General features: G+C 26.0%; 21 protein-coding genes. 11 read left to right on the top strand and 10 right to left on the bottom strand.

Annotated features, from left to right (window positions below):
• From Q3287_RS09470 to Q3287_RS09430, 9 genes are all read left to right on the top strand, one after another.
• A partial coding sequence (locus Q3287_RS09470; protein ID WP_407963973.1) for a hypothetical protein occupies nucleotides 1-1,196 on the top strand: 1,196 nt, incomplete at its 5' end.
• Between the two features lie 23 nt (nucleotides 1,197-1,219).
• Complete coding sequence (locus Q3287_RS09465) at nucleotides 1,220-1,567, top strand: hypothetical protein (RefSeq protein WP_407963972.1); 348 nt, start codon at nucleotides 1,220-1,222, stop codon at nucleotides 1,565-1,567.
• 11 nt (nucleotides 1,568-1,578) lie between these two features.
• A complete protein-coding gene (locus Q3287_RS09460; protein WP_407963971.1) occupies nucleotides 1,579-1,749 on the top strand; it encodes a hypothetical protein in 171 nt (56 codons plus the stop codon).
• A 260-nt stretch (nucleotides 1,750-2,009) separates the two neighbouring features.
• Nucleotides 2,010-3,812, top strand: a complete 1,803-nt coding sequence (locus Q3287_RS09455; RefSeq protein WP_407963970.1) for a hypothetical protein — start codon at nucleotides 2,010-2,012, stop codon at nucleotides 3,810-3,812.
• Between the two features lie 121 nt (nucleotides 3,813-3,933).
• Nucleotides 3,934-4,200 (top strand): hypothetical protein, encoded by a 267-nt coding sequence (locus tag Q3287_RS09450; protein ID WP_407963969.1) that lies wholly within the window; start codon nucleotides 3,934-3,936, stop codon nucleotides 4,198-4,200.
• Nucleotides 4,200-4,997: an N-acetylmuramoyl-L-alanine amidase gene (locus tag Q3287_RS09445; protein ID WP_407963968.1), complete on the top strand. Its 798-nt coding sequence runs from the start codon at nucleotides 4,200-4,202 to the stop codon at nucleotides 4,995-4,997. Before Q3287_RS09450 ends, Q3287_RS09445 begins: the two co-directional genes overlap by 1 nt.
• A gap of 483 nt (nucleotides 4,998-5,480) precedes the next feature.
• Nucleotides 5,481-6,224, top strand: a complete 744-nt coding sequence (locus tag Q3287_RS09440) for a LytTR family DNA-binding domain-containing protein (protein ID WP_223195746.1) — start codon at nucleotides 5,481-5,483, stop codon at nucleotides 6,222-6,224.
• Between the two features lie 217 nt (nucleotides 6,225-6,441).
• Entirely contained in the window at nucleotides 6,442-7,842 is a 1,401-nt protein-coding gene (locus tag Q3287_RS09435; protein WP_407963967.1) for an ADP-ribosyltransferase, read from the top strand.
• 41 nt (nucleotides 7,843-7,883) lie between these two features.
• Nucleotides 7,884-10,559 carry a binary toxin-like calcium binding domain-containing protein gene (locus Q3287_RS09430; RefSeq protein WP_407963966.1) on the top strand — a complete coding sequence of 892 codons (2,676 nt, stop codon included), beginning with the start codon at nucleotides 7,884-7,886 and terminating at the stop codon, nucleotides 10,557-10,559.
• Nucleotides 10,560-10,722: 163 nt separating this feature from the next.
• On the opposite strand, the gene Q3287_RS09425 is transcribed toward Q3287_RS09430, so the two are convergent.
• From Q3287_RS09425 to Q3287_RS09395, 7 genes are all read right to left on the bottom strand, one after another.
• Nucleotides 10,723-11,088, bottom strand: coding sequence for a hypothetical protein (locus Q3287_RS09425; protein ID WP_407963965.1), 366 nt, complete (start codon nucleotides 11,086-11,088; stop codon nucleotides 10,723-10,725).
• Nucleotides 11,088-11,894 carry a ParA family protein gene (locus Q3287_RS09420; protein WP_407963964.1) on the bottom strand — a complete coding sequence of 269 codons (807 nt, stop codon included), beginning with the start codon at nucleotides 11,892-11,894 and terminating at the stop codon, nucleotides 11,088-11,090. The genes Q3287_RS09425 and Q3287_RS09420 overlap by 1 nt, the downstream gene beginning before the upstream one ends.
• 220 nt (nucleotides 11,895-12,114) lie before the next feature.
• Nucleotides 12,115-12,348 carry a hypothetical protein gene (locus tag Q3287_RS09415; protein WP_223195742.1) on the bottom strand — a complete coding sequence of 78 codons (234 nt, stop codon included), beginning with the start codon at nucleotides 12,346-12,348 and terminating at the stop codon, nucleotides 12,115-12,117.
• Nucleotides 12,349-12,374: 26 nt separating this feature from the next.
• Complete coding sequence (locus Q3287_RS09410; protein ID WP_407963963.1) at nucleotides 12,375-13,208, bottom strand: hypothetical protein; 834 nt, start codon at nucleotides 13,206-13,208, stop codon at nucleotides 12,375-12,377.
• Nucleotides 13,209-13,262: 54 nt separating this feature from the next.
• Nucleotides 13,263-13,706, bottom strand: coding sequence for a hypothetical protein (locus Q3287_RS09405; protein WP_223195740.1), 444 nt, complete (start codon nucleotides 13,704-13,706; stop codon nucleotides 13,263-13,265).
• A gap of 70 nt (nucleotides 13,707-13,776) precedes the next feature.
• Entirely contained in the window at nucleotides 13,777-14,478 is a 702-nt protein-coding gene (locus Q3287_RS09400; protein WP_223195739.1) for a DUF4367 domain-containing protein, read from the bottom strand.
• Nucleotides 14,471-15,013, bottom strand: a complete 543-nt coding sequence (locus tag Q3287_RS09395; RefSeq protein WP_407963962.1) for an RNA polymerase sigma factor — start codon at nucleotides 15,011-15,013, stop codon at nucleotides 14,471-14,473. The genes Q3287_RS09400 and Q3287_RS09395 overlap by 8 nt, the downstream gene beginning before the upstream one ends.
• 291 nt (nucleotides 15,014-15,304) lie before the next feature.
• Between Q3287_RS09395 and Q3287_RS09390 the strand changes: the two genes are divergently transcribed.
• Nucleotides 15,305-15,817 (top strand): nitroreductase family protein, encoded by a 513-nt coding sequence (locus Q3287_RS09390; RefSeq protein WP_074179520.1) that lies wholly within the window; start codon nucleotides 15,305-15,307, stop codon nucleotides 15,815-15,817.
• Nucleotides 15,818-15,862: 45 nt separating this feature from the next.
• A complete protein-coding gene (locus Q3287_RS09385; protein ID WP_407963961.1) occupies nucleotides 15,863-16,174 on the top strand; it encodes a hypothetical protein in 312 nt (103 codons plus the stop codon).
• 251 nt (nucleotides 16,175-16,425) lie between these two features.
• On the opposite strand, the gene Q3287_RS09380 is transcribed toward Q3287_RS09385, so the two are convergent.
• From Q3287_RS09380 to Q3287_RS09370, 3 genes are all read right to left on the bottom strand, one after another.
• The gene (locus Q3287_RS09380; protein WP_407963960.1) at nucleotides 16,426-16,815 is read right to left on the bottom strand and encodes a hypothetical protein; all 390 of its coding nucleotides are present in this window, start codon (nucleotides 16,813-16,815) and stop codon (nucleotides 16,426-16,428) included.
• A gap of 259 nt (nucleotides 16,816-17,074) precedes the next feature.
• Nucleotides 17,075-17,224: a type I toxin-antitoxin system toxin gene (locus tag Q3287_RS09375; RefSeq protein WP_407963959.1), complete on the bottom strand. Its 150-nt coding sequence runs from the start codon at nucleotides 17,222-17,224 to the stop codon at nucleotides 17,075-17,077.
• Between the two features lie 212 nt (nucleotides 17,225-17,436).
• Entirely contained in the window at nucleotides 17,437-18,651 is a 1,215-nt protein-coding gene (locus Q3287_RS09370) for a replication initiation protein (protein WP_223195732.1), read from the bottom strand.
• Nucleotides 18,652-19,475 lie beyond the last annotated feature (824 nt).

Genomic DNA, 19,475 nt, shown 5'->3' with positions numbered 1-19,475 from the left:
CAACTGATACTTATAATATGTATCAATACACTACCGTTCAAGTTGTGCCAAATCCATCTATATCCATAAATAATGATTTAGGTGTAATTGGTGATGCTTGCAGTATAAAATATAATATTTATGATAGCAATCCTGATGTTAGTTTTAAAATAACTGTAAAATTAAATGATGTTGTAATAAGTGAAAAAAATAATACAGTAGATTCTAATTACACTATAGATTTAACTGCTGAACATTTATCTAATTTAGTATTTAACTCTGTAAATAATATAACTATTGAGCTTGGTACTGTTGCTGGTGGTAAAATGTTAGATAAAACTGTTACATTCACAAAAGGCAACACTAAACCAAAATTAAATATATCCTCTTATAATTCAACTACTGCAATATTTACAGCAATAGACACAGATAATAATTTAAGTAAAATAGAGTGGTTCATTGATGATGTATTAAAAGATACATTTACTACAGATTTAACAGCAGAAAAAACAATAAACTATGAACTTACAGACAATGCAATACACACACTTAAAATAGTAGCTGCAGATGCAGAGAATGCAACTGCTGAGAAGGTTTTAAGTATCAGTAAAGAAATAATGCCACTTCAATCTGATGCAACTTTACAAGATATATCATCTAAATTAGTAGAAATTGGAGAAGGGTTTATAAATGGGAAAACAAGTATTATAAATACTTTAGCACTTAAAAATATAGAAGCCAATTTAAATAATACACTTGTTGAGTTATCAGAAAAAATAAAGACTTCTTTTGATAGTTCAGATGCTAGTGTTGAGGAGTTGCAAAATAGGATAACAGAGTTGAATAATCAACTAAGTCAAAGGATTAAATGGGCTAGTGGAACTTTTATTGCTTCCGAAAATACTAATCTTCCATTCGTAGTTCCTATTAATCTAACCTTTGTTCCTAAAATTATTATAATGGAACACTCCAATTTTATTGATAGTAGTTCTCCTAGACTTTCTGTTGAAGGTGGTTCTATTAGTAATTTAAATAACAGACATTTTAATGCTAGTTGGGTTGGTAGCACTAGAGTTAGTTCTTTTATGACCTCAATAGAAAATATTAGTGAGTCAAGTTTTACTGTTATAGGGGGTTCTATAAATAGTGCTATCAAATTTCCTGTTTATCTTAGTAAAGGAAATTCTATAAAATGGTATGCGTTTGATGCAATATAATATAAGAAAGGTGGTATTTTAAGGTGGGAAGAGGAAATAGAATAATTTATAATCAAGACGGAAAAATAATATTTCAAACAGGTGAAGCAATAGGAGATATATTAGCACATGATGTAATAACTAAATTAAATTACTTAGATATTGAATTTGGTAGTATAGACTATAGTAAACAGTATATAGAGTCTATAAATCCAATCACAAAAGAACCAGTTTTAAAAGATATAGAAGTCATTTTGACAGATGAACAAAAGAGATTAAAACTATTAGAAGAAGAACTAAGTATGTTAAAAGAAGAAAATAAAAATAGAGATAGTGAGATAGTAAACACAGCATTTGAAGTAGAAAATATAAAATTAAATAACAATCTTTAGGAGGAATTAACATGTATAACTTATTAAAATTAATGATAGAACAAAAGAACTATAGTACTAAGGAAGATTTACAACATAAAATGGATGTATTCTATGCAGTAAACAGGATTTCAGAAGAACAATATTTAGAGCTAACAGGTTTATTAAATAAAGAAGAAACACCAGTAGAACCAACAGTATAGAAGGTTCTTTTTTTATTCCTAAAAATATATAAATTCATTTACATTTTGCCTACACTTCATCTACACTTTGTAGATTTTTATAGTTTTAAAATTAGGTACAATAAAACCATAAATTAAGAAAGGAGTATTGTAAATTACATTTTAATGATTTAGTAAGAAATATAAATAAGATATTAAAAGAAGTAATGTAAGAAGTAAAAGGTAATAGAAATAGTCTAAAAGATATGTTACCTATATAAAAAAGAAAGGAAGTGATATGTATGAGTGTACATTTTCCAAGATTATATGTGCCTTCGCTTATAACAGTACAGAAACCTGCTACTAAAATCGCCATAAAGCCATGGGATTATTGCGATAAAAACAAGGTTGCCGATTTAAATGGTGCGTATGATATGATGAATTGCGTATTGCCGAATGGTGATTCCGTTGGTTGGGATAAAAGTGGAAGTTTTGACGCATACCCAGGCAATCGCTATAAATTAACCTACAGCTATTTTTTCTCACCACAAAATTCGAGCGAATGGACTAGATATTATGAAGATTGTTACTTTGATTGCCAATATAAATCCACAACACCAAGCATAAGTGGAACAGATGGTTCGCTTGGTTCTAAGAGTAGAGGGTTTGGTATAGATTATACAATAACAAATGAAGATAGTTACACATACACAGTAAAAACATATCTAAATGATGTTTTATTTGATACAAAGCAAGCCGTAAAAGATACAAAGTATACTATAAATGTACCTGATTCACTTATTTTGTCTCTTCAACTAAACTCTAACAATAAGATTAAAATAGAAGTTACAGGAGGTTATGGGGTAGGTGCTATCTATAGAAATTATACATTTACAAAATCTAATAGTATACCAACAATAAGTGGAGTAAATGAAAATATAGGAGATAAAAGTAAGGGATTTACTTTAAAATACACAGTAAATGACTTAGACTACAGAGATACTATAAATGTTGTTACTAAACTTAATTCTACTATTTTAGAAAATATCACAAATATAGAGAAAAATAGAGAAAAGGAAATTGTGTTAACAGATGAAAGAATATTAGCACTTGGAATAGGTTCTAGTAATACAATAAGTATTGTTGCAACAGACAACAATAATGCTAGCACAACAAGAACATATACATTTACTAGGAGTAATAATTTACCTCAAATAGTAATAAATGAATTTAATAGCACACAAGTAAAATTCATAGTATCAGATTTAGATAATAATTTAAATAAGATAGAGATATTTCTAGATGATACTTTAAAAGAAACTATAACTACAGATTTATACTTAGAAAAGATATTTAATTATACATTAAATGATAATGCAATACACACAATTAAAATTAAAGCTACAGATACACATGGATTAAGCGAAAAATTAGTAAGTGTATCAAAAGAGATACAACCACCACAAGATGATTCATCTTTACAAGATATTGAAAGTACAGTATCTACAATAAAAAATACTCTTATAAATAGTAAAACTCATATTATCAATAAATTAGCATTAAAAAATATAAATGCTACATTAAATAATACCTTGATAGAAATTGGTGAAATGATAGGTTCAGCATTCAGTTCAGCAGATGCTAGTGTGCAAGATTTGCAAAGTCAACTTACAGAGAAAAATAATACTATCACCCAGTTAAATGGTACCATAAGTAATTTGCAAGAAGAGGTAAATAGTCGATTAAAAATTTACACATTTTCAGGATATATTGAAACTGGTGATTCTAATAATTTTGGCGGATATGGTAATAGCAGAGGACATTGGTATTTTCCTTTACCTTTTAAACCTAAATTTTTTCTTGTTACTGGTGTTCCTGGTACTTTGCCAGGTAACAGTTATAAACCTGCTAAAGTTGAAGGTGCATATAATTCTTTAACAGAAATGAGATATGCATATATAAACAATTCAGACTCTAGTGTTTATTTTAGTTCTTTGGTTAGCGACCAAGCTATTAGCCTTGGTCAAAATATTTTCCATGCTTATATTTCTACTAAGACTATATATACTTATTATACTACTATTACTGTTTATGCTATTGGATAATATAAATATATAATTAATTATTCATTACATTAAAAAATATAAAGAATCTTTTACAATTAAACATTAAATAAAAGAGACTTAGTTTGAATCTAAGTCTTTTTTAATATAAAAGGAGGTTATTATGGAAGAGCTAGTAACACAATTAAGTAGCCTAGGAGCAATAGGCATATTATGTGCTCTACTATTTAAAAATACAATGCAAGAGAAAAAAGAGGATAGAGACATGTATAAAAAAACTGTAGAAAACTTTATTGAATTATCCACTCAACAACAAGAAATAAATAAAAATCTACTTTTAGAAATGGGTGTAATAAAAATAGATGTAGAAGATATAAAAGGAGATGTGACAGACATAAAAGTTATGCTACAAAAAGAAGGTGATAAATAATGAAAATTGCAATAGTACCAGGTCACACACTAACAGGAAAAGGAAAAGGAGCAGTTGGTTATATAGATGAAAGTAAAGAAAATAGAATACTAACAGATTTAATAGTAAAATGGCTAAAATATGGCAACGCAACTGTTTACACTGGTAAAATTGATAAGTCCGATAATTATCTTTCTGAGCAATGTCAAATAGCCAATAAACAAGACATAGATTTAGCAGTACAAATCCACTTTAACGCAAATAGTACAACCTTAAATCCTATGGGAACAGAGACATTATATAAAACAAATAATGGGAAAATATATGCTGAAAGAGTTAATTCAAAGTTATCAACCATATTTAAAAATAGAGGAGCTAAAATAGATGTAAGAGATCTTTATTGGCTTAAACATACCAAAGCACCAGCAATATTAATCGAAGTATGTTTTGTAGATAGCAAAGCTGATACAGACTATTATATTAAGCATAAAGATATAGTTGCGAAATTAATAGCAGAAGGTGTATTAAATAAAGACATAAATACTAAAGGCGAAAATAAAATGTATAAACATACAGTCATTTATGATGGAGAAGTTGATAAAATATCAGCAACAGTAATTTCTTGGAATTATAAAAAAGAAGAATGTTTAGTTTGTGATATAAAAGATTACAAACCATATCAAACTGAAAATTTATATGTTGTTGGAACAGGAGCATGTAATAAGATAGACTCATTGAGCAAAGAAAAATATACAACTCTAAAAGGTGATGATAGATTTGGTACTCTTCATAAAGCCTTAAATTTTATAAATAAATAGATTAATATTTCCATTATAAAATGTATAATATAATTTATATTATACATTTTATATAAATTTATATATTATTTATTAATTATTTATTTTATAATTTTTTATATACATTTTTAAATACATTTTGAAATTTCTTATTTTTATTTATTTTGTTATACAATTTTGTCACTTTACTTATGTTCCCTTAAAATTATGCTTTATTAATAAATATAAACATCGTTAAGTATGTATAATTGAAAATTGTGCTCTATTTTATAGATTATTAAGTTAAAAAATAAAAAAAATTTTATCATTGTAGAATTTTAAATTTAGATATATAATTATATAAATTATACATATGTATATTTATTTAAGCTTAGATGAAATTAACTATCTTTTGATTTGACTTAATTATTTAATAAAGATTAATCTTTTACAGAAACTTAATATATTTAAATCTAGATATACGAAATAGATTACTTTTGTTTAAAAGAGGGAGGCGGAAGTATAGTGAATATATTTATTTTTGATACTGAGTCAAATTTTAGCATGAAATTAAAAGATATAATAGGTAATATTCTAATGAAGAAATGTTGGGATAATTATAATGTTGATATTCTAGAGAATCTAGAAGATGTTTTAGCGCAAACCAATGATATTGATAAAGCAAAGATATTTTTTCTTGGTGTAAATCATGATTCGCATAATGGATTACATATAGCAAAAAAAATCAGAGAAATTGATTATCATAGCACTATTATATTTCTTACAAGTTTCCCAGAATTATGTATGAGTGTATTTACATATAGAATAGAAGCTATGGATTTTATATTAAAAGATGATCTAAACATCATAAAAAGTAGAGTAGAGGCTTGTCTTGAAACCATAAATAAAAGACACAATAAAAATGGACTTATAAAAAATGGAAAATTTTTAAGTTTTTATTCAGATCATACTTTCTGGAAAATAAAATTTGATGATATTATATATTTTGAGACAAGTCCTACACCTCACAAGATTAAGGTAGTTACAAATAATAATACAATTGAATTTTATAGTAGTTTAAAAAACATATCTAAATTAGATAAATGTTTTTTAAGAACACATCAATCATTTGTTGTAAATAGTGATCATATCTTTTCTTTAAATCTAAAAGAAAAAAAAATTAACATGGATAATGGTAGTGTATGTTTTATATCAAGTTTATATCTTAATGATGTTAATAAGCTTAAATCAACACAAGTATTTGGATAAGTTTATATTTTCACAATAAAAAACAAATAAATTGCTTATATAGGCAGTTTATTTGTTTTTTATTGTAAAAATACATTTTATTATATATTAAACTGCATTTTATCATAAAACTTTAATTTTATGATGGTAGAATAACATCTTATGAAATACAATAAATAAATTCATTTCTATGTATATAATAATAAATAAAATAATGTTATGTGAGGAGGAATGAATAATGAGAAACAAAAAAAATCATAGGAAGTTTAAAAGTTATTTATCCAGAATTTTAGTAGCTATTTTAATTTTTACTACTTTAATATTTAGTAATGGCATAAATGCCGAAACACTATCGGGCTACAACCACTCAAATAAAAATATGACATTATACAAAGCTCCAATAGAAAGACCTGAGGACTTCCTAAAAGACAGAGAAAAAGCTAAAGAGTGGGAGAAAAAAGAAGCTGAGAGGGCAGAAAAAGGACTTGAAAGAGCAGAGAAAGAAGCTTTAACAGAATATAAGAAAAATGCAACAGAAATAAGTAAGTATTCCAGAGAAAGAAATTATTTTTATGACTATGAAATAAAAGATAATCCTTTTGAAAAAGATTATAAGGATCTTAAAAGCGCAGTATCAAAAAACAAGTTAGATAAACCTATGTATGTTTACTATTTTGAATCTGCTGATAGATTTGCTTTTAAAGGCGAAATTAGAGGAAATACAGAAAATGAAATTAGTTTAGAAAAATTTAATGAATTCAAAGATATTGTTCAAGACAGATTATTTAAACAAGATGGATTTAAGGATATATCTTTATATGAACCAGGTAATCAAGACAGTAAACCTACACCATTACTTGTACATTTAAAATTACCTAAAGGAACTGGGATGTTACCATATCAACAAAGTAATGAATCTGTAAGCACACTAATAGAACAAGGATATAGTGTTAAAGTTGATAAAACAGTTCGTATAGTTATAAGTGGAAAACAATATATAAAAGTTGAGGCATCTTTAGTAAGTAGCCTTGATTTCAAAGAAGATGTAGGTAAAGGAGATTCTTGGGGAAAAGAAAATTATAATGACTGGAGTAATAAATTAACTTCTGAACAACTTGCTGATATAAATGGTTATATGCGTGGAGACTATGTTGCTATTAACAAATATTTGTTAGAAAGTGGACCAACAAATAATCCTGACCCAAAATTAGATTCTCAAATAAATAATATAGAAAGTGCACTAAAAAGTAAACCTATTCCATCAAACTTAACTGTATATAGAAGAGCTGGTGCTCCTGAATTTGGCTTAGAAATTTCATCACCAGGATACAATTTTAACCTAGAAGCAAATGTAAATGCATTTAAGGAAAAATGGGAAGGACAAACATTAACATATCAAAATTTTGTAAGTACTAGTATAAGCAGTGCAAACATGAGTGCATTTGCTCCTAGAAAAATAGTACTACGTATAAATATACCTAAAGGTTCTCCTGGTGCTTACTTATCAGCTGTACCTGGCTATGGTGGGGAATATGAGGTTTTATTAAACCATGGTAGTAAGTTTAAGATTAATAAAGTTGATACTTATAAAGATAAAACTACAACAAAATTAATTGTTGATGCAACATTATTAAATTAACAATTGATTTAAATATATTTCTAATATAAGGGGGAGAAAAAATGAAGGTACAAATGAAAAACAAAAAATTACTGAGTTTTTTAACACTTACAGCTATCGTTAGTCAAGCTCTAGCATATCCTGTATATGCACAAACTACTAATAATTATCACTCTACTAAGAAAAGAGAAGTTGTAAGTGAAGATACACTCCCAAGCAATGGATTAATGGGATATTATTTCACAGATGAACATTTTAAAGATCTAGAATTAATGGCTCCAATAAAAGATGGTAATTTGAAATTTGAAGAAAAGAAGGTAGATAAACTTTTAGATAAAGATGTATCAGATGTAAAATCTATACGCTGGACAGGAAGAATAATTCCATCAATGGATGGTGAATATACACTGTCTACTGATAGAGATGATATATTGATGCAGGTAAATGCTAAAGGTGATGTTGCAAACACAATTAAAGTTAAAATGGAAAAGGGTAAGGAATATAAAATTAGAATAGAATTACAAGACAACAGTCTAGGTTCTATAGATAATCTATCATCACCTAAACTTTATTGGGAATCAAATGGAAATAAGGTTGTCATCCCAGAAGAAAATCTATTTTTAAGAGATTATTCAAAGATGGAAAAGAATGACCCATTTATTCCAAATAATAATTTCTTTGATCCAAACTTGATGTCAGATTGGGATGATGAAGATTTAGATACAGATAATGATAATATTCCAGATGCATATGAGAGAAATGGATACACTATAAAAGACTCAATTGCTGTAAAATGGGAAGATAGCTTTGCAAGCCAAGGATATAAAAAGTATCTATCAAACTATTTAGAATCACATACTTCAGGAGATCCATATACTGATTATGAAAAAACTTCTGGTTCATTTGATAGAGCTATAAAAAGAGAGGCAAGAGATCCATTAATTGCTGCATATCCAGTAGTTGGAGTTGGTATGGAAAAATTAATAATGTCTACAAATGAACATGTATCTTCAGATCAGGGGAAAACAGTTTCCAGAGCTACTACAAATAGTAAAACTGACTCTAATACAGCTGGTGTATCTGCTACAGTAGGATTTGACAATGGTTTTAAAGCTAGTGTAACAGCAAACTATTCTCATACATGGGATACTTCAACTGCTGTACAAGATAGTAATGGCGAATCTTGGAATAATGGATTACAAATAAGTAAAAGTGAGTCAGCATATATAAATGCAAATGTTAGATATTATAATACTGGTACTGCACCTATGTATAAAGTTACACCAACAACAAATTTAGTATTAGATGGTGATACATTATCAACTATTAAAGCACAAGATAATCAAATTGGTAATAATTTATCACCTGGTGATACTTATCCTAAAAAAGGTGTTTCTCCTTTAGCTCTTAATACAATGGATCAATTTAGCTCTAGATTGATACCATTGAGCTATAACCAAATGAAAAAATTAGATAATGGTAAAAATATTAAATTAGAAACAACACAAGTTAGTGGAAATTATGCAACTAAAAACGCTCAAGGACAACTTGTTACAGAGGGAAACAGTTGGTCAGATTATATAAGTCAAATAGATAATATTTCTGCTTGTATAATTTTGGATACAGGAAATGATACATTAGAAAGACGTGTAACGGCTAAAGACTCTTATGATCCAGAAGATAAAACTCCACAACTTACAATAGGAGAAGCAATTGAAAAAGCTTTTGAGACTAAGAAGAAAGATGGTCTACTTTATTATAATAATTTACCTATCGATGAGAATTGTGTAGAACTTATTTTTGATGAATATACTTCAGATACAATTAAAGATAGACTTAAAGAATCAGATAGTAAAAAAATATATGATATTAAACTTGAAAGAGGTATGAATATACTAATAAAAGTTCCTTCATATTTTACAGATTTTGATGGATATAATAATTATCCTAGTCAATGGAGTAATTTAGATACATCTAATACAATTGGAATAAAAGGCCTTGCAAATAGACTTAAAGCTCAACAAGAAACAAAGATAACAATACCTATGTCTAAATTAAATCCTTATAAACGTTATTTGTTTACTGGATTCTTAAAAGATAATTTCGCATCTGAAATACTATCTGTAAATATTAAAACAAAAGATCAACAAAGTGGTCAAGGTAAAGTAGACCATATATTTGCAACTAAAGATTATAACAAATTTGGCTTACAATTTGAAACAACTAAAAAAGATTCAGAAGATGTAGAAATAATATTAAAAAATAATGGCTCAAAAGATATATTCATTGACAACTTATCTCTTGTAGAATTAAACTCTACACCTGAGATACTTAAAGAAGATGGAGGAGAAGTTAAAGTTCCAACAGATAAAGAAATAATCGATGCACATAAAACATATTATGCAGATTTTGAATTTGATTCAGTTGGAAATTCTTATTTTAAAGGTTTTTATTTCAAACCTACAGATACTAATAAAGATGCTCTTAACTACATCAATAAATATCATGTGTATGCGACACTTGAAGGCTCTACTGGATCTGGTGTATATAAAGATATTGGTACTAGAAATAAAGAAATTCGTCATTATGGTGGTGATGAAAATCAACCTAACACTAATTATATAAATTTTAAGACTTATGATACAGACTTAGCAAAATTATTGACATATAAACCAATGAAAATATATGCTGTAACTCCTGATAATAGAGAACTATTGGTTTTTGAATATAAAAAATAAATAATAATGAAATAGTAAGGCATACCCCCAACATACAACATATATTACTCTATAAGAAAACATATTAAAAATATAGTTTTCTTATAGAGTTTTTTTATTTTACTTACAAAAAACATTTTATTTAAAATTATTATTAAAATTATTTTAAAACTTTAATAATAACTTATTTTCTAGGTCCTTTATTTTTATTTCTTTTATCATACTCTTTTGCTATCTTATCTATATTTAATTCTTCTGGTAAATGACCTTTAGTTGCCCTTACATTAGCCCTAATAAACTCATTTATTACTTTATTTAATGTAGTCTTTTTAAGGTGTGCTATAGTCTTTAATACTTTCAAATCATCATCATCAATATATAATGTAACTTGTCCTTTTTTAGTCTTTTTATTTTCTTTCAAATCTAGTAGATTTATGCCTTGAAGTTCTGTATCTTCATTGAATTTATTTCTAATTTCCTCATCAATTTCTTTTTTATAATCCTTTTTAGGTATAGATATTTCTTCTTCATCTAACTCAAATCTACTCATTATAATACCTCCTTATTAATAAGTTCTTCTATTAAATCATTTAATTCTTCTCTAACTTTATGTGCTTTTTTTATTTTTCTACAATAATCATCTATACTTAATTTATTTAGGACACAATTTTTTACTATTGTACTTTCACTTATTTTTACATCTGCTAAGTCTTTTTTTATACTGTCAAATCGCTCAAGATAATCCATAAAAACATCACCAGAAGTTAATTTTCTTGAAGTATAAGAATTTATTACAATTGCTCTTTTTGCTTCATTAATTTCTCCCATCTCTTCTAAGTCCTCATTATATTTTTGATAAAATAACTCGCATCCTCTTATACTTGCAATATCTTGAAATTCAAGAGGTGTTATAATACTATCTGAGATAAATAGAAAGTTTCTAGCAATTAAGTCATATGAAGGAGATAAATCTATTAATATATAATCATAATTTTTAAGAGTAGAAATATTTTTTTTGAACCACTTAAAAGCAACTTTTTCTCTACTAGTTTTTATAGTTAAATACTCTGATAAAACAGATAAAGATAAGTCACTTGGTATCAAATCAATATTTGGATAATCTTTTAATGGAGACTTTATTATTAATTCCTCTGCACTTATATCATCTTTAAATGCATCTAGTATAGTTTTTTTATTATGTACTATCTTATATATAAATTGTGTGAAATTGGCTTGAGTATCTCCATCAAGTATGAGTACTTTTTTGTCTTTTTTTGATAAATTAAGAGCAATTAGATATGCTAATGTCGTTTTTCCAACCCCACCTTTTACATTAAATAAACTTACTATTTTCATTTCAATCCTCCCATGAATTTTATTGATATATAGTATTATATCATACTTCCGATTGTATTCGGGATTTTTAATTAAAAAATTAAAAATAAATTAATAAATAAATTTTAATATAATTTATTTATTAATTTATAAAATCATCTTCTTAATTGCTTACATCTTTAATTTATGATATACGAATTTAAAAACACTTACTAATTATTTATAGTAAGTGTTTTTAAATTCATATATTAAGTTTGTATCCACAACTTGGACAATACTGCATCTCATCAAGGCTTAATCTCATATCAATATACTTACCACAATTTGGACACTTATGCATTCTACATACTTGCCAATCTGCTAATAGAGTAATTATGCCTAGAATATAAAAATTAAAGGCCATAAACATTACAGCAATTGCTAACAAGATTAAACTTGCTATTCTTATAGTTTTAATTTTTTTAGAAAATGTCATAACGATGACCTCCATTATCATTTAATTTATATTACAGTATCAATACGTGGACCAGATAAGTTCTGTTTACATGCATTATTTACATAATTATTAATCCATGTAGTATCAGAATAATGTTCAGTGTAATATGTTTTTGAATCTGTTTTACTCTTTCTCACAGATTTATTATTTTTATCAAGTGTATATAAATCTACATAATTTTTTAGATCTAATTTTGATGTTTCTAAATACCATTCTTTACTTTTTCTAACCGGATTGTATTTTTTATAACATCTTCTACTTTTAACTTTACTAATAGTTGATGATAATTTATCTCCATTTATATATTTGCTTTGAAAAGTACTAGGTGATATACCAAGAAAAGTTGCTGCTTTCCATGCATATTTTGTTTTAACTCCTATCGTTAAATTAAAAATAACATCTACCCAATGTGCCATACCATTACTTTTTTTATTTAATATTTCCTCTTTTCCTGTGTAGTTATCTACAACAGTTGTACATTCTATACCATCTGCTCTTCCTTTAATTTTAGGTTCCACAAGTATAGTTTCAGTTCTAGTAAAACCATCTATGGCCTCTTTTTCTTCTTGTATCTTTGTTTGTTCAATAAATTTATCTATATCATCTCCAGAAAAAGCATCTTCTGGGCTAATAATTTTTACTGTATTTTTATCAATCCCAGCATTTTCTAATATCTCATTAATCTCACTATTACTCAAATTTATCTTATTATAATCTTCATCAAGCACAATATTATTTCCAGTAAGTTCATTTGCAAATGAACTTGTTGGAATTATAGTTGTCAAAATCATAATTGATACTAATGGCAATGCTAGTCTTTTTCTTAGTTTTATTTTCATAAATATCTCTCCCATCATATTATATTATTTAAATTATTTATTATATGTACTTTTTTAATACTTTCTTTCACTACTTACTATATTTTTACTTTCAGAGTCTGCTTTTATTACAGAATAAACCCTATAATATCCTTTACCAACACTCTTTGTTTTAGAAAGTGTGCATGACTCTTTTCCTGCAGAGCTCCATGTTTGAATCGTAGACCATGTTTTTCCATTATCACTACTTTTTTGTAAACTAGCACTTATTGATGTACTTTTCACACTATCTCCACCCTTTACAAAACATTTTACTGTGGCAACGCCACTAGAAATACTTAAATCACAAATACCAGATTTAATTTTAGCCATTCTCTCCATAGAATTATACATATATACTAGTGCTAAATTTTCTTTTCCATTCACCTCTTGTAAGGTATCTGCAAAAGCAGGAAGTGAAGATGTTAACAAACATGTTGATAAACAAATTACACTTATAATTTTCTTTTTTAAAACCATAAAAATCACCTCTCTATCTGTTATATACTGCTATAACGAATAAAGAAGTGATTTCTGGACACATAAAAAATTATTTTATTTTTTTTGCCATTTTTATCAAAATATCTTTATAAAACTCTAAATTTCCTTTATCATGACAATCTACATTAATCAAATATACAAAATTATTATCATTCCAAAACAATTGTAAAAAGGTTTCTTTTTCTATATATTTTGCCTTATATCCATTTATAGTTATATCTTCAACCTTTGCATCCTCTGTATCTAATATAATAGAATTTAAACTAATTTTATCTGTTATATATTGTATCTCAATATTTTCATCATTTTTATATGTAATAACAAAATCATCCACTCTATCAACTTCTTTAAATCCTTTTGGTATATAGCCAGGTTCTTTGTTTTTTAAACTAAGATTATCTTCTTCATTAGTTGAAAAAACAAATGAAGTTAAGTCTTCATATACTTTGACTACTAATTCAAAGAAACGTGTACGCAATGCCTCACTACTCATAGTAACAGTAAATAAACTAGCTAAGACTATCAAAAATATAATAGCTGTTCGCTTTGAATAGAAAATAATTTTATTTGTAATGTTACTTCTTTTTTGCTGCTTAATGAGTTTTTTCATCTTTCGTTCAAAACCTTTTGAAAAGACATGATTTAATTCATCATCTGAAGGAAGGTTGTCAAGAATAATTTGTGTTGCAATTGGAATATTTTCTTGAAGCATATCATCTGTAATATCAAAATCATCTTTTTTATTACTCAATATTCTCAACCTCCATTTCTTTTAATATTTCTTTTATTTTTTTTCTAGCACGTTGAATCCTCTTATATACATTCTCCTCCCCTAAATTTAATGCCTTTGCCATTTCTTTATTTGAAAAACCATATTGGAATTTTAAAGAAAGTACTTGAAAGTAACTTTCATTAAGTTTTGCAAGTGCTATAGCTAAATTACTTTCACACACTTTATCCTCTATAGAAAAGTTTATCTCTCTATTTTTATATTCTTCTTCAATATCAGATACTTTCTCCCTTTTTCTTTTTCTGTAAAAGTCTATAGCAATCCTTTCTACTATTATAACGATAAAAGCCTTCGTTCTTGGACTATCTACTTCATCAATTTTATCTATATTTTTAATTATTCTTAGAAAAGCATTATGTACAGCATCTTCTGCTAAATGATCATCCTTTAATATTTTATTTGCCACATAAAACATTATCTGTCTATATTTTTCATATATCTTTTCAAACTTGATTTTATCTTCTTCAAACTCAAGCATTGATAAATAAATTAACATTTATAATTCCTCCAAAGTAAATATCTCGAATCAATATTTTAGAGTCTAATTATAACATAGATGCATCTATAATTCTATTTAAATAGAGTATTGTTATACCTGTATTTAGAAATAATATTACACATTTTAAATTATATATTAAATTATAAAATAATTTATTTTTTATATTATTTTATAATTTATATTATTCTATAAAAAAATAAGTGTTTATTTTTTTATAGAAGCTATAGATTGAATTTAAAGTAATGATATTATATAAATATAAATAATTTTATTTAAAGGAGAATCTATATGTTGGAAGTTATAAAGAATAGACGTTCAATAAGAACCTATATAGGTAAAAAAGTAGAAGAAAGCAAAGTAACTGAAATACTAAAATCAGCTATGCAAGCACCATCATCAAAGAATGCTCAACCATGGGAATTTATTGTAGTAGATGATAAATACCTCTTAAAAGAACTATCAAAGTCACAACATAGAGCAAAGCATATAGAATTCGCACCACTATGTATAGTAGTACTTGGAAATAGAAATAGATTCTTGAAGCCTGGTAAATGGATGCAAGATTTAGGTGCTTGTACACAGAATTTATTGTTAGAAGTTACTAATCAAGGATTGGCTGCTTGTTGGACAGGTGTTTTTCCTAAAAATAAAGTGGTAAGTAAGGTTAGACAAACTCTAGACTTGCCAGTAAAACTAGTACCTTATGCACTAGTATCTATAGGATATAGCGAAGAAAAAAATGAATTTATAGATAGATTTGATAAAGATAAAATACATAGAAATGTATATAAAGATAGATAACATTTAGTAATATAAATGAAAATACATAGTAAAAAGGGGACTTTTATGAAGAAAATACTTTCTATAATATTACCAAGCATGATAATAATTGCAATAGCTATATGGGGGAGAGCTGAAAAAAATATATTACTTGGATTATTTTTACTGTTTCCAATCATCTTTGTTATACAAGGGATAATGTATTCAGATTTCAAAAAGGAATTGCTTCTAGGATTCATTTTATCATCTATAGCATTTATAGTACCTGTAAATTTAATGTATAACATGGGAAATTGTATAGATTTATTAATGATTTATAATATGTTGGGTATTGGAAGTTTCTTAGTTAAAAAGAAAATATCTTCTAGGCATAGTTAATCCTTTTTAAATTGATTTCTGCTAATTTTAACAATAATCTTTCATACATGAATTTCACTTTTTATAGATTGTATTTTTTATCTTATCTATAAAATTAATTCTAATATAGTTCAGTTTTTAAGTGACTTCATACAAAAATAGAATATAACTTATATAATAAGTTATACTCTATTTCTTATACTAATTTAAAAATAATTTTAATTATAAATTATTTTCAAATTTATAATATCTTTTTTCATCACATTCAATTACTATTTTTTCTCTAAATTTATAGTTTCTTCATTTCCATTCCAAGATATAATTACTTTATAACTAGATTCTCTATTTGAATAAAGACCTGGTCTTTGTATTTTTATTGCCTTTTCTCGACCTGCTTCTAAAACTTCTCCATTTACAATTACAACTGCATCTTTACCATCTATAAACTCATATGAATAATCGAATTTTTGGTCAAATGCTTTTTTACTATCTTTATATTTTATTTCTAATTCTGATCGTTCTTCAGTAGTCACAAACTTAGCTGTCCAATGTTCAGACTCTCCAATAAAAATATTTTCATCATGTGTTTTAGTTTTATTAAATATAAGAATTACAAAAAATATTAAAACTATAAAAATACCTATAAAAAGTTTTTTTACCATATCAATTCCTCCTTCGAATAAGTATCTGTATTATATCATTGAAAGGATTTACTTTTATCTTTTTTCTTAATTTTTAGAATATTTCAACCATTATAATTTTAATATAATAAAATATATTTATTATTAGTAACTTTGGAACAGGTATTTTTGGCAATCCAATATAAACTTGTATCAAAATTAAGTTTTTGTGCTATAATAAAAGCAAGAGAACTATATTCTATTTAGCGACAGAATGGAGTTCGTAATTTAAAATAAAAAATTATTTGAACTTTTTGAACTTGATTTTTAAATCAAGTTCCCAGCCACTCTTGCCGGAGTGGCTTTTTACATGTCTAAATAATTTGCAAATTAAATAGAATATTAGACTAGCTATAACACCAGCCGATATGTTTAGTAAAAAGTTATCCATACTTAGCCACCTCCCTTCAACATTGTTGGGAGGATATCTTTTGTTGTACAGACTCCACTCTTTTTTAGAATATATTTTTTCTCTTGCTAAAATTAATTATACCATAATATGGCGATTAATTGACTTTATTTAAATAAGGATTAATGATTTATATACTAATTTTCTTTTTATTTTGTTTTATAACTTAATATATAAATTAAAATATAACTTATTTAAAAAGTTATTCTATCTTTTTCTTTTTCACATTTCTCATATACCGCCTTAAATGCCTCATATTTTTTCTTGTCTGGCTTAATTATTCTTTCAAGAAAAGTGACAGGATTCATATCAAGTATTTGCATTTCTTCTAACTGTTCCTCAGTTAAACTCATTTCTATAAGTTCTACTTCAATTGCATTTTCTTTTGCTTTTAAGTAAGATATTTTATTTCTTAAAATCGAAGAAAATAATTCATAATTTGTTGCAACTATTTTAGAAGAGTTATCTTTTTTTAAAGCAATTTCTTCTGCTTCTAACAATAGTTTATAATACTTTGGTTCACTAAAATTGTATTCTCCAAACTCTATCTTAAATAAATTTTTCAGTTTATCACTCAGAGATATTTCTTCTGGTATAAAAAAATCTTTTTTATTTAAGTTCATACTCTTATTCTCATGTCTTTCCTCAATAACGTCTTTTTTATCTTGATAAGAAGTTTCTATATTTTCCTTTTTCTCTCTTATAGTAAATTCTATTGATTCAACACTTCTGCCCTTACGAATTGGCTTGTACTCAACAAATATATCTGACTTTTCATTAATCTGTTCTGTACTCTTTTTTAGTACATACTTATCAAGATCATAATATCTTTTGTATTTATCTTGTATTTCTAGAAGTTCCTTAAAATAATCTAATTTAAAAACTATTCCTTGCCTTGTCCCACTCCATTGCTTTAATAACTCATAAATTCGCATAGCAAAAAAAGTTGTAAAAGAATAAATACTTGCAAAATCTAATTTGGTGAAATTTTCCTCTATTGCTTGTATGTATTTAAATATGTGCTCATCTATTATTAAAGTTATTTCATTATAATCCAAATCCCCTTTTATAGCGTACCACTGTGTCCTTATAAACTGATCTCCTATAATTACACGAGGTTGATTATTCTGTATTCCTTCAATTAAATTTTTAAACTCCTGTTTAGTTATATTCTTATCTACTATTCCACTATAGTCTTTGTATATAGTATCAAATTTGAAAGAGATCTCTCTTGAAGAATAATTCCTCTTTTGAATTATTTCAAAAAGCTTATACACAAATTTCTGTTCAGAAGCAGAAAGAGTATATTTTCCTTGTATAAGATTATTGTGTTTTACAAGACTATTGTAGTCTTTAAATATTTCTTTTTTATCATATTTATTATAAATGACTCTTTTTACATTACCCATATATCTTAATACATGCCTCCTTCTTTAATTCCTAATAAAACAATAATACATTTTTAGTTACAGTTATATATTAACCTATTTTTCACGAAAAATATATTATTTTTCGTTTTTAGTTTCCCAAATGCTCGTTTATTCATTTTTTGAAATAATTTATTTGAAATTAATTATTAAAAGTTTATCTTAAAATATACCAAAATATTGAAATTTAAATGTTTTATAAGACTTTTTATTTTTTATATCTACAAAGATTTTATTTTTTACACTTTTATTTTAAATTCATAAATTCCCAAACACTCGTCATTAAAAACTCCCAAATGCTCGTTGTTAAATTCCCAAACACTCGTCGTTAAACTCCCAAATACTCGTTGTTAAATTCCCAAATACTCGTCGTTAATTCCCAAATACTCGTCGTTAAACTCCCAAACACTCGTCGTTAATTCCCAAATACTCGTCGTTCGATCTCTGTACATAAGTAATTTCAATGTGTCCAAATCGCCTAAAATAATAAAATATAAAATAAATAAAATGTTTTTAAAATAGAATAGAATAGTAAAAGGGAAAATACAAATACTTTTCTATTCTGTACTGTTTATAAAAAAATACAAATATCTTTCTTTTATAAATTATCAAGTTATATAAACAACATTTAAATTCTCATTACTTGTAAAAACAACTTATATAAAAGTCTTACTTCTCAAATAAATTTAGAAAGGCTTTTTAAAGAGTTTTAAAACGTCTGTAACACTTTTAAATAATAAATACAATAATTTACTTTATGATAAGGACAAACTACCTTAAAATGGCAATAAAATGGAATACATAAT

The sequence above is a fragment of the Clostridioides sp. GD02404 genome, assembly GCF_045898275.1.
GTDB classification, from domain to species: domain Bacteria; phylum Bacillota; class Clostridia; order Peptostreptococcales; family Peptostreptococcaceae; genus Clostridioides; species Clostridioides difficile_A.
This window is presented reverse-complemented; position numbering and strand designations above follow the sequence as displayed.

What these genes read in the sequence shown, in the direction of transcription:
- Q3287_RS09450 (WP_407963969.1), top strand. Translation starts at nt 3,934, where the DNA reads ATGGAAGAGCTAGTAACACAATTAAGTAGCCTAGGAGCAATAGGCATA.
- Q3287_RS09460 (WP_407963971.1), top strand. Translation starts at nt 1,579, where the DNA reads ATGTATAACTTATTAAAATTAATGATAGAACAAAAGAACTATAGTACT.
- Q3287_RS09385 (WP_407963961.1), top strand. Translation starts at nt 15,863, where the DNA reads ATGAAGAAAATACTTTCTATAATATTACCAAGCATGATAATAATTGCA.
- Q3287_RS09375 (WP_407963959.1), bottom strand. Translation starts at nt 17,224, where the DNA reads ATGGATAACTTTTTACTAAACATATCGGCTGGTGTTATAGCTAGTCTA.
- Q3287_RS09405 (WP_223195740.1), bottom strand. Translation starts at nt 13,706, where the DNA reads ATGGTTTTAAAAAAGAAAATTATAAGTGTAATTTGTTTATCAACATGT.
- Q3287_RS09455 (WP_407963970.1), top strand. Translation starts at nt 2,010, where the DNA reads ATGAGTGTACATTTTCCAAGATTATATGTGCCTTCGCTTATAACAGTA.
- Q3287_RS09425 (WP_407963965.1), bottom strand. Translation starts at nt 11,088, where the DNA reads ATGAGTAGATTTGAGTTAGATGAAGAAGAAATATCTATACCTAAAAAG.
- Q3287_RS09415 (WP_223195742.1), bottom strand. Translation starts at nt 12,348, where the DNA reads ATGACATTTTCTAAAAAAATTAAAACTATAAGAATAGCAAGTTTAATC.
- Q3287_RS09435 (WP_407963967.1), top strand. Translation starts at nt 6,442, where the DNA reads ATGAGAAACAAAAAAAATCATAGGAAGTTTAAAAGTTATTTATCCAGA.
- Q3287_RS09410 (WP_407963963.1), bottom strand. Translation starts at nt 13,208, where the DNA reads ATGAAAATAAAACTAAGAAAAAGACTAGCATTGCCATTAGTATCAATT.
- Q3287_RS09395 (WP_407963962.1), bottom strand. Translation starts at nt 15,013, where the DNA reads ATGTTAATTTATTTATCAATGCTTGAGTTTGAAGAAGATAAAATCAAG.
- Q3287_RS09390 (WP_074179520.1), top strand. Translation starts at nt 15,305, where the DNA reads ATGTTGGAAGTTATAAAGAATAGACGTTCAATAAGAACCTATATAGGT.
- Q3287_RS09430 (WP_407963966.1), top strand. Translation starts at nt 7,884, where the DNA reads ATGAAGGTACAAATGAAAAACAAAAAATTACTGAGTTTTTTAACACTT.
- Q3287_RS09445 (WP_407963968.1), top strand. Translation starts at nt 4,200, where the DNA reads ATGAAAATTGCAATAGTACCAGGTCACACACTAACAGGAAAAGGAAAA.
- Q3287_RS09380 (WP_407963960.1), bottom strand. Translation starts at nt 16,815, where the DNA reads ATGGTAAAAAAACTTTTTATAGGTATTTTTATAGTTTTAATATTTTTT.
- Q3287_RS09370 (WP_223195732.1), bottom strand. Translation starts at nt 18,651, where the DNA reads ATGGGTAATGTAAAAAGAGTCATTTATAATAAATATGATAAAAAAGAA.
- Q3287_RS09420 (WP_407963964.1), bottom strand. Translation starts at nt 11,894, where the DNA reads ATGAAAATAGTAAGTTTATTTAATGTAAAAGGTGGGGTTGGAAAAACG.